Here is a 13047-nt window from a genome sequence, read left to right on the forward strand (position 1 = left end):
GCAGTAAGTATCAATGGAGTTATTATGGGATTCGGTGGGATCAGTATTTGGCAATTACTTATTATTTTAGCCATCATTGTTTTGTTATTTGGAACTAAAAAACTACGCGGTATTGGTAGTGATTTGGGTGGTGCAGTTAAAGGCTTTAAAAAGGCGGTATCTGATGAGCAAACTGCGACCGACTCTGAGCCAGAAAAGTTAAAAAATACAACAACTGAGCAAGCACAACCGGTATCAGAGAAAGAAAAAGATAAGGTGTAATTCAACATGGGTATGTGGGAGTTAGTGGTCGTTCTTATCGTTGGCCTAATTGTACTTGGCCCTGAACGCCTTCCCGTTGCAATCCGCACCGTAGCGAGATGGATAAAAACGGTAAAATCTGTCGCCAATTCAGTCAAGGCTGAAGTGAGTGAAGAATTACGTGTTCACGAGCTACATAATAATTTGAAGAAAGCGGAACAACAGGGAATGCAAGATTTGGCCCCCGAACTCAAGCAATCCGTTCAAGAATTACAAGATGCGGCTGAATCAGTCAGACATTCTTATAAATCAACCGAAAATAATAAAAACAAAGACTAATCAATCTAGCAGTTAGATAGTTCAGTCAAAGGCTAGCTTTGGGTAATTAGACGCCCAAGCCGCTCCTTTTTGTTATATCTAACTGGAATTATATTCGTACGAGTCAAGTTACATGACAGAATCAGCCCAAAGTGGATTTATAGCTCACCTTGTTGAGTTAAGAAACCGCTTAATGAGAGCGTTATTGAGCGTTTTCGTTATCTTTGTTGCTTTGGTGTACTTCGCCAATGACATCTATGCCTTCGTTGCAGCACCGCTTGTAAATAGCTTGCCTAGCAACACAACCATGATCGCCACAGACGTTACAGCACCGTTTTTTGCTCCATTTAAATTAACGCTTTTTGTGTCACTATTTGCCGCTGTGCCTTTTATTTTGCATCAGGTGTGGGGCTTTATCGCACCCGGTTTATATAAACACGAAAAACGTATGCTCATTCCTATATTACTTTCTAGTGTGCTGCTATTTTATGGCGGAATAGCATTTTGTTACTTTGTTGTCATGCCTATCATACTTGGCTTTTTTACCAGTGTAGGGCCGGAGATGATGACATTGTCACCAGATATTAGCAGTTACCTTGGCTTTATCCTTAAGCTATTTTTTGCTTTTGGTATCGCCTTTGAAATTCCAGTCGCCATTATGCTTATATGTTGGAGTGGCATGACAACCCCTGCGAGCTTAAAAGAGAAACGACCTTATGTTGTCGTTGGTGCTTTTGTCATCGCAATGTTTTTAACTCCACCAGATGTTCTATCTCAAACTTTATTAGCGTTACCTATGCTACTCTTGTTTGAGTTGGGGCTCATTCTAGCCAGATTTTACAGCGCTAAACCACAACAACAGGAGTCAGAACAATGAAAAAAACCGTGATACTGTTCGCACTAGGATTTCCCTCTTTATGCGCCGCAGAGCCGATAAATACGCAGGCACTACAAGCTTGTACTCTGATTGAAAATGATTTTAAACGACTCATGTGCTACGACAATGTGATTGCTAATAAACCAATCACGGAAATACATTCAAGCAAAGCGCCTGTAAGCAAAGATAAAATAAAAACAGCGCGCAATGAAAAAAAAGCAGAATTGAAAGAAGATGGCTTTGGTTTAGAGCATAAAGTTAAAGCGGCAAGCGAAGAAATCGAAGAAATTACAGCTAAACTCGTAAAAACAACCACTCAAGGCCGCGATAAAATGGTATTCACCTTGGACAATGGTCAAGTATGGCGGCAAGTTTCTTCAGAAACTTTTTTCGCCAATGAAGGAGACACATTAATTATTGAACGCGCCTCTTTTGGCTCGTTTTTAATGAAAAAAGCGGGCTCAAACCGTACAACGCGAGTTAAACGAGTTAACTGATGAACACGATGTTCGATGCTGGTGTAAACCTCACCAGCTCGCAATTTTCATCCGATTTGGCCGAGGTAATTGCTAGAGCCAAAAACGCTGGCATAGAATCTATGCTCGCCATTGGCTGCGACTTAACAAGCAGCGAACAAAGTATTTCTCTCGCAGAGCAATACCAGCTTTATTGTACAGCAGGTGTCCACCCTCACGACGCAAAAGATGCACCTGATACGCTCTACGATGATCTCCTCACTCTTTTAAAAAGTAGTGACAGAGCTATTGCTGTTGGTGAATGTGGCTTGGACTTTAATCGCGATTTTTCACCAAGGCCGATACAACAAAGCGTGTGCTTGACGCAACTGCAGTTAGCAGAAGCTATTGATTATCCAGTGTATCTACATGAAAGAGACGCGCACGATGCGCTATTTTCGTTACTGCAAGAAGTTAACGTTCAAGGAGTACTACACTGTTTTACTGGTGATCATAACGCACTACGACGTTACTTGGACTATGGGTTAATGATCGGCATCACAGGTTGGGTTTGCGATGAACGTAGAGGTCAAGCACTACAAGATCTAATCCAATACATCCCCCTAGACCGTTTGCTTTTGGAAACGGATGCGCCCTACCTACTACCTAGAACAATTAGCCCAAAACCCAAGTCTCGCCGCAATGAACCAATGTATTTATCTTATGTGGCTGAGCAAATTGCACACCTAAAACAATGTCCTGTCACGGAAGTGATGAGCACGACTTCGGCTAATTTTAAACAGCTGTTTGTGAGGTAAAGCCAGTAATGCGCATTGTGTTGTCTTTACTTATATTGATATACAGCTCTGCTGTAATTTCTGCCGTCACTATTTCAGAGTCATTTAAGGTAGAACACCAAGTAAAGCTAAGTTACACACTGAGTAAATATGCATCGTTAAACGAACTGCTTGCGGCTCCTGTCGAATGGCATAACAGCACCCAAGTCCCCACAGGCCTTCGACCTGTAGCGAAGTACTTATGGTTAAAAATAGCGCTGCACAATACCAACAACTCGCTCACACCAGTATTGGTAAGTATAAACAATAATCTCATCGATGCGGTAACTGCCTATCATGTTAGACCGAACCATCCAATATTCAGCTTAGATATGGGCGATGCCTTGCCACTGATTAAGCGGCCACTAAAGTATGAATCTCTAGTTGTTCCGCTTGAGCTGCAGCCACAAACTCAAAGCCATTTATACTTACAGATCAGTGATGAGGGGGTTATCACGGCTCCTCTTGCAATTTGGGAGCCGAATGAATACCTCCAATTTAAGAGTAAATTTAATCTTATTTTTGGAATTTTAGCAGGCTTTGTACTAGCACTCGCCTTAACCAATGCCACACTCTATTGTGTTACAAAAAAAGGTTACTTTTTATGTGCCACTTTGTTTATCGCTACAGTATGGCTTTTCAATGCACATATCTATGGCTTTGGTTATCGCTACTTTTACTCTTCATGGCAATGGTTTCAACAGTATGGTCAAGGCATGATGATGTTATTGCTCAGCGCACTGCTGTTGCCCGCTTTGAGTTATTGCTCTGGAAAGTCACTTCTTGCGCACCCTAAGCTGACGAAAAGAAAGGCCATTCTAGCGACATTGTGTTTGTTTCTGCTCATTGCTTTTTTACCGGTTTCTCAGTCTCTCCTGCTAGCGCTTAGCATTAGCTTTATTGTCTCTGTATTGATTATCTATACGCTCGCCCGTATTAACCACAAGAGCCGAAATATCTTAATCGCAATCGCGCTCTGCCACTTTATCGTAATTAGCTACCCGTTTACGGTCGAGCTCGGGGTTCAGTCCGGCAGCTTTTTGAACCACTTGGGTTACTTTGGTATTTTTGTTGTTGAAGCCACGTTGCTGAGTTACCTGCTCATACGTCTATATATATTTCAAAGAGATGAAAAGCTGGCCAAGCAACAGCAACGGCTAGCTCATACTCAAGCTGAAGATGCCCTATTAAAAGAAAAGCTTAAACTACAAGAACAGGCCCAGTACGACTTAGAGTCCAACATTGAGGAACGTACTTTTGAGCTTCAAGTCACATTAAGGGAACTTGAGGATAAAAACCGGGAGCTCGAGCGCATGAACATGGAAGATCCACTCACAAAAGTGAAGAACCGGCGCTATTTCGACAAGCGTTTATAGATGGAAGTACGTCGTTCAAGACGAGAGCAGACAGTATTGAGCCTTGTTATTTTTGATATCGATCACTTCAAGAAAATTAACGACAAATATGGCCACTTGGCTGGTGATCAAGCAATTTGCGAATTTGCCAGCTTAATAAAATCACACTTGCGGCGACCACATGATGAAGTGTTCCGCTATGGTGGTGAAGAGTTTATTTTGCTACTACCAAACACCCCAGAAGAAGGTGCAGTCGGAGTAGCTGAACGCCTGAGAGTGGCTACAGCGGATCTCAATATCAAATTTGGTGAAGATACGCTTAAATTAACCACTAGTGCAGGCGTTTATAGTGCAGTGGTTAGCGATCCACATAATCCACAGCTTTACACTGACAATGCGGATAAAGCCTTGTATCAAGCAAAACAGCAAGGTCGTAATCGTGTTGTTACTTTCAAACCCAATCAGGAGAACTAACGTGGCTCAATCAGGACTCGATCTTTTCCCCCTAACTCGCATGCGCAGAATGCGTCGCGATGACTTTTCAAGACGTCTAATGAGCGAAAGCACGCTAACGGTTAATGACTTAATCTATCCAGTATTTGTATTGGATGGTGAATCTAAGCGTGAAGCTATCCCATCAATGCCAGGTATTGAGCGTTTATCTATTGATCTATTAGTTGAGGAAGCCAAGCAACTAGTAGAGCTAGGGGTTCCTGCCATCGCCTTATTCCCAGTAACACCGGCGGAACAAAAATCGTTACTAGCTGAGGAAGCTTATAACCCTGAAGGGATTGCACAAAGAGCGGTACGTGCTATTAAAGCGGCATGTCCTGAGCTGGGTGTGATCACCGATGTTGCATTAGACCCATTCACAGTTCACGGTCAAGACGGTATCTTGGATGAAGACGGTTATGTCATGAATGAAGAAACCGTGGAAGTATTAGTCAAGCAAGCGCTTTCTCATGCAGAAGCCGGCGCCGACGTTGTTGCACCATCGGATATGATGGATGGTCGAATTGGCGCTGTGCGTGAAGCACTTGAAGAGTGTGGCTTTATCCATACTCGTATAATGGCGTACTCTGCTAAGTATGCATCGAGCTATTATGGCCCTTTCCGCGACGCTATCGGCTCTGCGGGCAACCTTAAAGGTGCAGATAAGAAAACCTATCAAATGGATCCTGCTAATTCTGACGAAGCATTACGTGAAGTGGCTTTGGACTTACAAGAAGGTGCTGATATGGTGATGGTAAAACCAGGTATGCCATACCTAGATGTTGTCAGACGCGTTAAAGATGAGTTTGGAGTACCAACATTTGCTTACCAAGTCAGCGGTGAATACGCCATGCATAAGGCTGCGATTGATAACGGCTGGCTGGCTGAGAAGCCAGTTGTACTGGAGTCTCTACTAGCATTTAAGCGTGCTGGTGCGGATGGAATTTTGACTTACTTTGCAAAACAAGCCGCAATTTGGCTGAATGAAAAGTAATACCAATTGCATTAATGCTATTGGTGTAAAACCTTTAAATTTGAGCAGGTGAACCCTCACCTGCACTTCCTTTACACCTTATCTGACCAAACTTTCTGCTTTTAAAAGCTCATCGCGATTCATTTTCCAGCTAAAGAAGCGAATAATACGACCATCATCGAGATATACCTCGGGAAGACTTACCATGCCCAAAGAGCGTAACCTAATCGCCTGAATATGTTCCGTATGGATATAGTGGGTTTTACCTAAAAAGTTATAGCTAACCCCCGCCTTATCTATATGCAGAAAACGCTTTCCGGTTAGTGACAGTATCAATAATGACAGGGTAAAAAATAGTAAGATCAGTGTAACTATTTGCAATAATGATGAGGGAATATCTAAGATAGAAAACAGCGCATTACCCAGCCAGATAAGAGACAGTGCCAGCACATAGAAAAGCCAGTTTATTTCCAGTTCTAAAGTTCTCATTGAGTATCTCCTTTATTTACCCAACCACAATTAAATTTGAGCCCACGACGCAATAACGTGACTCAATTTATTGAAGAAAAGCTAATGATAAAGTGCCAATGTTCCTAAAGCAAGAACTTTAAAATTAATAAAACATGAAATAATCGTGACGACTTTTAGACAGGGCATTAAACCTGTAAACAAATGAATTTAAAAACAAAAAAGGCCGCCAAGGGCGACCTTTTAATGCTACATAAGTAATTAATTACTTAGCTGCTTTTTTCTCTTTCTCAGCTGCGATTACCGCGTCAGCAACGTTTGCTGGACATGGTGCATAGTGTGAGAATTCCATTGAGAACTGACCACGACCAGACGTGATAGTACGTAGGTGACCGATGTATCCGAACATTTCAGATAGTGGTACTTCACCCTTGATACGAACGCCCATTGCGCCAGCTTCTTGGTCTTTGATCATACCGCGACGACGGTTAAGATCACCAATTACGTCACCTACGTTGTCTTCTGGCGTGAACACGTCAACTTTCATGATTGGCTCAAGAAGTTGTGCACCCGCTTTAGGGATAGACTGACGGAATGCGCCTTTAGCAGCGATTTCGAACGCGATTGCTGATGAGTCAACTGCGTGGAAACCACCGTCGAATAGCTCAACTTCAACGTCTAGTACTGGGAAGCCCGCTAGTACACCTTCGTCCATCATTGACTTGAAGCCTTTCTCAACTGCTGGCCAGAATTCCTTAGGAACGTTACCACCAACAACTGAAGACTTGAACGTAAAGCCAGAACCAACTTCGCCAGGCTTGATACGGTAGTCAATCTTACCGAACTGACCAGAACCACCAGACTGTTTCTTGTGCGTGTAGCTATCTTCAACTTCTTTAGTGATAGTTTCACGGTAAGCAACCTGTGGCTGACCAACGATTAGGTCTACACCGTATGTACGCTTAAGGATGTCTACCTTAATGTCTAGGTGAAGCTCACCCATACCTTTAAGGATAGTTTCACCTGAATCTTCATCAGTCTCAACTTGGAATGAAGGATCTTCTGCAACCATTTTACCGATCGCGATACCCATCTTCTCGTTACCACCTTTATCTTTAGGTGCAACAGCGATTGAGATTACTGGATCAGGGAAGATCATCGCTTCAAGTGTACACTCGTGCTTAGGATCACATAGCGTGTGACCTGTTTGAACGTTCTTCATACCAACAACAGCGATGATGTCACCCGCTTGTGCTTCAGTAAGTTCAGTACGCTCGTCCGCTTGCATCTCAACCATACGGCCGATACGCTCTGTTTTACCAGTTGCAGAGTTAAGGATAGTGTCACCTTTCTTCATGCGACCTGCGTAGATACGGATGAACGTAAGTGCACCGAAACGGTCGTCCATGATTTTGAACGCAAGCGCTTTAAGTGGTGCATCAGCGTCAACAGTTGCTACTTCACCAGTAGGCTCACCTGTTTCAGGATCTGTTAGTGGCTGAGGATCAACTTCTGTAGGAGCTGGTAGGTAATCTACAACAGCGTCTATTACAAGTTGCATACCTTTGTTTTTGAACGCTGAACCACAGAAAGTTGGGAAGAACGCAAGATCACGAGTACCTTTACGGATACACGCTTTGATTTGCTCTAGTGAAGGAACTTCACCTTCCATGTAGGCTTCCATTAGGTCGTCGTCTTGCTCAACAGCAGACTCAACTAGCATCTCATGGTATTCTTCAACTTTGTCTACCATGTCAGCTGGAACGTCAGTAATTTCGTAGTTTTCAGGAAGACCTGTGTCATCCCAAACGTATGCTTTCTTCTCAAGTACGTCTACAACACCACAGAACTGGTCTTCGATACCGATAGGAAGCGTCATAACTAGTGGGTTAGCACCAAGCACTTTCTCAACCTGACCAACTACGCGGTAGAAGTCTGCACCCATACGGTCTAGTTTGTTTACGAAGATTACACGTGCAACTTCTGATTCGTTCGCATAACGCCAGTTAGTTTCTGATTGTGGCTCAACACCACCAGAACCACAGAATACACCGATACCACCGTCAAGAACTTTAAGTGAACGGTATACTTCTACTGTGAAGTCAACGTGTCCAGGAGTATCGATAACGTTTAAACGGTGGCCTTTCCACTCACAAGTTACCGCCGCTGATTGGATTGTAATACCACGCTCAGCTTCCTGCTCCATGAAGTCAGTAGTAGACTCACCGTCGTGTACTTCACCAGTTTTGTGGATTTTACCAGTAAGCTTTAGAATACGCTCAGTGGTGGTAGTTTTACCCGCATCAACGTGCGCGAAAATACCAATGTTTCTGTATTTCGATAAATCTGCCATTGTTTTACTCTATTTAAAGTAGAAAAATTATTCGGCGGGAGTATATCACCTCTTGTAGCGAACATCATCCTTGAAGTCGTCTAAAATGCAATCAATTCGCGAAAAAGTTTCTAATGCGAAACTTTGTGACCCATTTTTACCGCATCGCTTACTGCTAGGCCGCTGTATTTAAGAAAATTCCGTTGTATTTTGTCAATTTTAGGGCGGTGAGCTTGGGTTTTTGTTTAAAATATCTGCTTTCCAAACAAGTTGGCATGCTGGACTTGGAAGACATCATCTAGCAAAGAAAAATGCGCTATTTTACCCACTTCAATGCTACCAAGTTCATTGTCCATATTTAAATAAGTTGCGGGTACTAAACTTGCCATATTCATGGCTTCTAGAAGCGGAATATTGGCTAATTCTGCTAAATTCTTCACTGCTTTTTCAAGTGTTAGTGTACTGCCGGCCAAACTGCCGCTGTGAGTTTTCGCCACGCCATCCTTTACCACAACTGGCATTTCACCCAATTGATATTCACCATCTTTAAGGCCACCAGCATTAATACAATCACTGATCAAGGCCACCTTATGCTGACCTTTTAGGCGGTAGATCAACTGTAAAATCGCAGGGTGCAAATGAATACCGTCGGCAATCACTTCCACCAAGGCTTGGCTATCAAGTAACAACGCACCAGCACAGCCCGGCTCACGGTGATGAATGCCGCGCATGCCGTTAAACACGTGCACCCCGCCGCAGGCACCATGTGCTAGGGCAACATTGGTTTGCGCAAAATCCGCATCACAATGACCTAACATCACTCGCACCCCATGTTTACTTAGGTACTGTGTCATCTTAACGCCATTAGCCTTTTCGGGCGCGAGTGCCACCGCTTTAAGCGCACCATCAGCCGCGCTAATCATTTCATCAATTAAGGCTTCGTCTAACGGCTTAAAGAAAGCTTCGTTATGGGCACCTTTGTGTTTTTCACTAAAAAATAAGCCCTCACTGTATCCGCCCAGCACCTGAGCGCCCGGCATCTTTTGCTTATAGGCGGCTCCAATAACCTTCATCGCGGCAATAGTTTGTGGCCATGTAGTCGTCACCGTGGTTGCCAAAAAACCAGTGACGCCATGTTTGAGCAAAGACGTGCTAATGGTCTCTAAACTGGAGAGTTTGCCATCAATAACATCACAGCCCTCGCGGCCATGAATATGCAAATCAATTAACCCAGGCCACATATCTAAATTAGAATAACATTCGGTATTATCTGGTGCGTCCGTCGCTGGAATAATTGCGTGAAAACGCTCACCCTTTATTACCGCAACGTGCGCTTCAAGGACGCAGGTAGGGGTATAGATACGACGGGGCTGAATATAACGAAGCTGCTCAAGCATGTACTTTGCTCCCAAGTAATGCCGCACCCAATGCGCCACTCGCATCACCATGCTTGGCTCTAACAATATCTGGCACAGATACCGCTGAAAACACATGGGGTTCGATGGCTTTTGGGAGCGTCTCTACAAGTTCATCAATCAGCGACATACCACCGCCAAGCACGATAACTTCTGGGTCATATGCTTTGATTAAATTTGCAAACGCCGAGCCCAACAGATCCATATAGCAATTAAAAGCATGGCGTGCTTCACTTTCTCCAGCCCGCATCGCTGTGATAACTTGTTCTGAGGTAAGTGTTTGCGTCGTGAAATGTTGATACAAACCGGCAAGCCCTGGCCCTGCGACATAGCGCTCTAAACACCCTTGCAGTCCACAGCCACACGCTAAAATAGGCAGGTGATATTTTTGCTGCAACACCGCAGAAAGCGGATGGTGGCCATATTCTCCGGCGATCCCTTGGGCACTTTTATACAACGCGCCGTCAATGCAAAATCCGCCTCCGGCACCAGTGCCTATTATTGCCCCAAAGACCTTTTGATATTGCTTACCGGCTCCAAGACTGGCTTCTGATAACGCAAAGCAACGGCAGTCATTTTCTACCGCAATGGGCCGTTCAAGTTGTGCAACGAGATCAGCTTTAACTTCTTTACCATTGGCACAAGGGACATTTGCTGATAGCACGCGCTGCTGCGCATTTACTATCCCCGGCATTCCAATACCAACCTGTCCTTTACAACCATATTTGTCATCTGCTTGCTGCACCAAAGTGATGATTTGCGCTAAAAACGCCTCATAACTGTGCTTTGGTGTCGCCACACGCCACGATTCAATACGTTGTAGTTTTTCATCGAACACCGCAATTTCAATTTTACTCCCGCCAACATCCACCCCATAAATCATACTTCACTCCCAAATGGATGAATGACTACGCCCTGCACAACTCTATTCACTTCCCCCGACGGGCAAGGATTGTCCGGTGAAATACCGAGGGTTAGCGCTTTATAGAAACTTAACTGCTGTGCAAACAACATATACAGTAACCCTTGCCACACGTCTTCTAGTGGTGGCACTTTAGGACAAAGTGAATGCACCGTCATGGCTGTACCGTCACGCTGCAATTCTGCAACTAAATCTTGATCGTACAAGCTGGTATAACCATCACTTGAGATAAAACATACCACGACAGTTTTGCTATTGATAAGTGATTTTGGACCATGACGGAAGCCAAGCGGTGACTCGCTCACGCTCATTACTTGGCCTGCCGATAACTCAAGCATTTTTAGCGCGGCTTCCTTTGCAAATCCCAACAAACAGGCAGAGCCTAAATACACCAAACGCTCAAATGGTTGTTGTGCAAATGCACGGATATTTTGCTGCTCTGTCGCAGCTAACATGCTTTGCGCTGCATTGGTCAACTTATCCACGGAGCCATCATCCGCAGCAAAAAGTTGTAGCGCTGCAACCATCATTGACGAATAGCTACTCGTCATTGCAAAACTTTGGTCAAGCGTAGGCTCCGGTAGCAATATACTTGTTGCATTGCTTGCCTGCTGCGCTGCTTGATGCAACTTTCCATCACGGTTGCAGGTGATAAAAAGGTGCTGACTGTTACTAATCAGCTGTGTTACCAACTCTACGGCCGCTACACTTTCTGGACTATTACCGGAGCGAGCAAAGGATACCAATAAACACGGTTTATCCGTCGCTAGGTATTGCCTTGGTGCAGCAACTAAGTCAGTTGTGCTCACTGCCCGCACACTTTGGCGCATGTGTGTATTAAGATGAGTGGCGATGGCGTCACCGATATAAGCGGATGTACCCGCCCCTGTCAAAATAACCTGAGTATCAGGGTCATCTAGAAAAGGAGCTAACTCCAACAAAAGCCTAGGCTTTATGCTCGCAACCAACTGAGCGGTTTCTTGCCACATCTGTGGCTGCTGACTAATTTCTTTTGCTGTCCAATAGGCATTCAGTGTTTTTAATTGCGCAATTTCGTGTCCTAGCAAAGTGTTCATGACGCTTTCTCCATGGCAAAACACGCATTTGAATAGCGAGCTACAACACGTTGAATTTTGGCAATCACCAACGCTTTGGCGTCCCTTTCTATTTCACCACGGCGTACTTGTTGATATAACTCTGGAAAATATTGGCTGATAAGCGGCAATGGTAAAGTCTGCTGCGCTAGGTTTTCGAGCATAGTTGCTAACGCCTTTTGCACCGCTTCTTGATGCCAATAATAGCGAATACGGTCGCTAAAACTAAATTGGCGCAAGAACCGGAGTTGCTGTGACTCGCCGTGATAAAAACGCTGCCAACTCGTTGGCTCTGCCAGCATGACCTCGTCCACTACCTCAATAAACTGACTATGAACATCGGGTAGTAATTGCTTTTCAATATGGTGAAGCGCGAATAACCCTTCACGCAGCGCAAAGGTCAACTCAGGTCCGACTTTCAAAATGGCAAAGTGATCAGCAACCAACGACTGATAAGCGCCTGCAGTTTGATAATCTGTCGAATGCGCTTCGAAAGCGATACGGTCAACGGTACGAATAAAGTCTTTTAATGCACTTGCGTCATTCGGTTTGTAGTCAAACACTTGGGTGTTATCAAACTCAACACCCGGCTGCACTACCATCGCAACCACGCGTTGCCAAGCATCCGTTAATCCTTTGTTTGCAAAGAGTTCACGGTGGCAAGCTAGGGTTTCTTGCGCAGCAACTTGGCTGGTCGGTTGAAGGCTGTCAATCTGTTCATCAGCTCCACCTGGAGGAGGAACTTCAGTACCAATCACATAAACAATATCACTACGACCAAACGTCGCAATTGCGGCGGCTTCCGCAGTTTGACACAACAAGGCAGCGCGATCAGCGACAATATCATCGCTTAACGCGTCAGGATCGTCAGCACAGGGCATACTGGCATCTAAGTGAACTTTCTTAAAACCGGCCTTCACGTATTCAGCGACTAAGTCGCACGCTTTGGCCATCGCGGCTTGGCTATTTTCACTCGTCCAACAGACTGGTCCCAAGTGATCACCACCAAAAATCAGTAACTGCTTATCAAAACCAAGCTCGTCGGCCATCTCTTCAACTTTGGCAATAAAGTCCGCGGGACGCATCCCGGTGTAACCACCAAATTGGTTAACCTGATTGGCCGTGGCCTCAATTAATAGCAGCGTATTTTCCTGCTTGGCATATCTTATCGACGCTTCCAGCACCCAAGGGTGAGCTGAGCAGATGGCATAAATGCCTGAGTTTTTCCCTGATTTATTGGCTTCGATTAGGGCTTGAAAACGCCGCATAT

14 protein-coding genes are annotated in these 13047 nt (G+C 44.5%); 8 read left to right on the forward strand and 6 right to left on the reverse strand.

Going from position 1 to position 13047, the window contains the following annotated elements:
* Positions 1-24: 24 nt before the first annotated feature.
* The 8 genes from tatA (at position 25) to hemB (ending at position 5567) form a co-directional block, all read left to right on the forward strand.
* Positions 25-261 (forward strand): Sec-independent protein translocase subunit TatA, encoded by a 237-nt coding sequence (tatA, locus tag PPIS_RS14140; RefSeq protein ID WP_010376470.1) that lies wholly within the window; start codon positions 25-27, stop codon positions 259-261.
* A gap of 6 nt (positions 262-267) precedes the next feature.
* Positions 268-579, forward strand: coding sequence for a Sec-independent protein translocase protein TatB (gene tatB, locus PPIS_RS14145; protein WP_010376473.1), 312 nt, complete (start codon positions 268-270; stop codon positions 577-579).
* A gap of 112 nt (positions 580-691) precedes the next feature.
* Positions 692-1435, forward strand: a complete 744-nt coding sequence (gene tatC / locus PPIS_RS14150) for a twin-arginine translocase subunit TatC (protein WP_010376474.1) — start codon at positions 692-694, stop codon at positions 1433-1435.
* Positions 1432-1932: a hypothetical protein gene (locus tag PPIS_RS14155; protein WP_010376476.1), complete on the forward strand. Its 501-nt coding sequence runs from the start codon at positions 1432-1434 to the stop codon at positions 1930-1932. The genes tatC and PPIS_RS14155 overlap by 4 nt, the downstream gene beginning before the upstream one ends.
* Positions 1932-2708 (forward strand): TatD family hydrolase, encoded by a 777-nt coding sequence (locus PPIS_RS14160; protein ID WP_010376478.1) that lies wholly within the window; start codon positions 1932-1934, stop codon positions 2706-2708. Before PPIS_RS14155 ends, PPIS_RS14160 begins: the two co-directional genes overlap by 1 nt.
* 8 nt (positions 2709-2716) lie before the next feature.
* On the forward strand, positions 2717-4102 hold the full coding sequence (locus tag PPIS_RS14165) for a sensor domain-containing diguanylate cyclase (RefSeq protein ID WP_019647521.1): 1386 nt from the start codon (positions 2717-2719) through the stop codon (positions 4100-4102).
* The gene (locus PPIS_RS25400) at positions 4103-4555 is read left to right on the forward strand and encodes a GGDEF domain-containing protein (protein WP_019647522.1); all 453 of its coding nucleotides are present in this window, start codon (positions 4103-4105) and stop codon (positions 4553-4555) included.
* Position 4556: 1 nt separating this feature from the next.
* Complete coding sequence (gene hemB, locus PPIS_RS14170; RefSeq protein WP_021032573.1) at positions 4557-5567, forward strand: porphobilinogen synthase; 1011 nt, start codon at positions 4557-4559, stop codon at positions 5565-5567.
* 78 nt (positions 5568-5645) lie between these two features.
* Here the strand turns inward: hemB and PPIS_RS14175 are convergent, their stop codons facing one another.
* From PPIS_RS14175 to PPIS_RS14200, 6 genes are all read right to left on the reverse strand, one after another.
* The gene (locus PPIS_RS14175) at positions 5646-6035 is read right to left on the reverse strand and encodes a hypothetical protein (protein ID WP_010376481.1); all 390 of its coding nucleotides are present in this window, start codon (positions 6033-6035) and stop codon (positions 5646-5648) included.
* Positions 6036-6279: 244 nt separating this feature from the next.
* Entirely contained in the window at positions 6280-8367 is a 2088-nt protein-coding gene (fusA, locus tag PPIS_RS14180; RefSeq protein ID WP_010376483.1) for an elongation factor G, read from the reverse strand.
* 224 nt (positions 8368-8591) lie between these two features.
* A complete protein-coding gene (nagA, locus tag PPIS_RS14185) occupies positions 8592-9743 on the reverse strand; it encodes an N-acetylglucosamine-6-phosphate deacetylase (protein ID WP_010376486.1) in 1152 nt (383 codons plus the stop codon).
* Complete coding sequence (locus tag PPIS_RS14190) at positions 9736-10644, reverse strand: ROK family protein (RefSeq protein WP_010376488.1); 909 nt, start codon at positions 10642-10644, stop codon at positions 9736-9738. Before PPIS_RS14190 ends, nagA begins: the two co-directional genes overlap by 8 nt.
* On the reverse strand, positions 10641-11759 hold the full coding sequence (locus PPIS_RS14195) for an SIS domain-containing protein (protein WP_010376490.1): 1119 nt from the start codon (positions 11757-11759) through the stop codon (positions 10641-10643). Before PPIS_RS14195 ends, PPIS_RS14190 begins: the two co-directional genes overlap by 4 nt.
* Complete coding sequence (locus PPIS_RS14200) at positions 11756-13045, reverse strand: D-tagatose-bisphosphate aldolase, class II, non-catalytic subunit (protein ID WP_010376492.1); 1290 nt, start codon at positions 13043-13045, stop codon at positions 11756-11758. Before PPIS_RS14200 ends, PPIS_RS14195 begins: the two co-directional genes overlap by 4 nt.
* Positions 13046-13047 lie beyond the last annotated feature (2 nt).

This window comes from Pseudoalteromonas piscicida (assembly GCF_000238315.3).
Lineage (GTDB): Bacteria > Pseudomonadota > Gammaproteobacteria > Enterobacterales > Alteromonadaceae > Pseudoalteromonas > Pseudoalteromonas piscicida.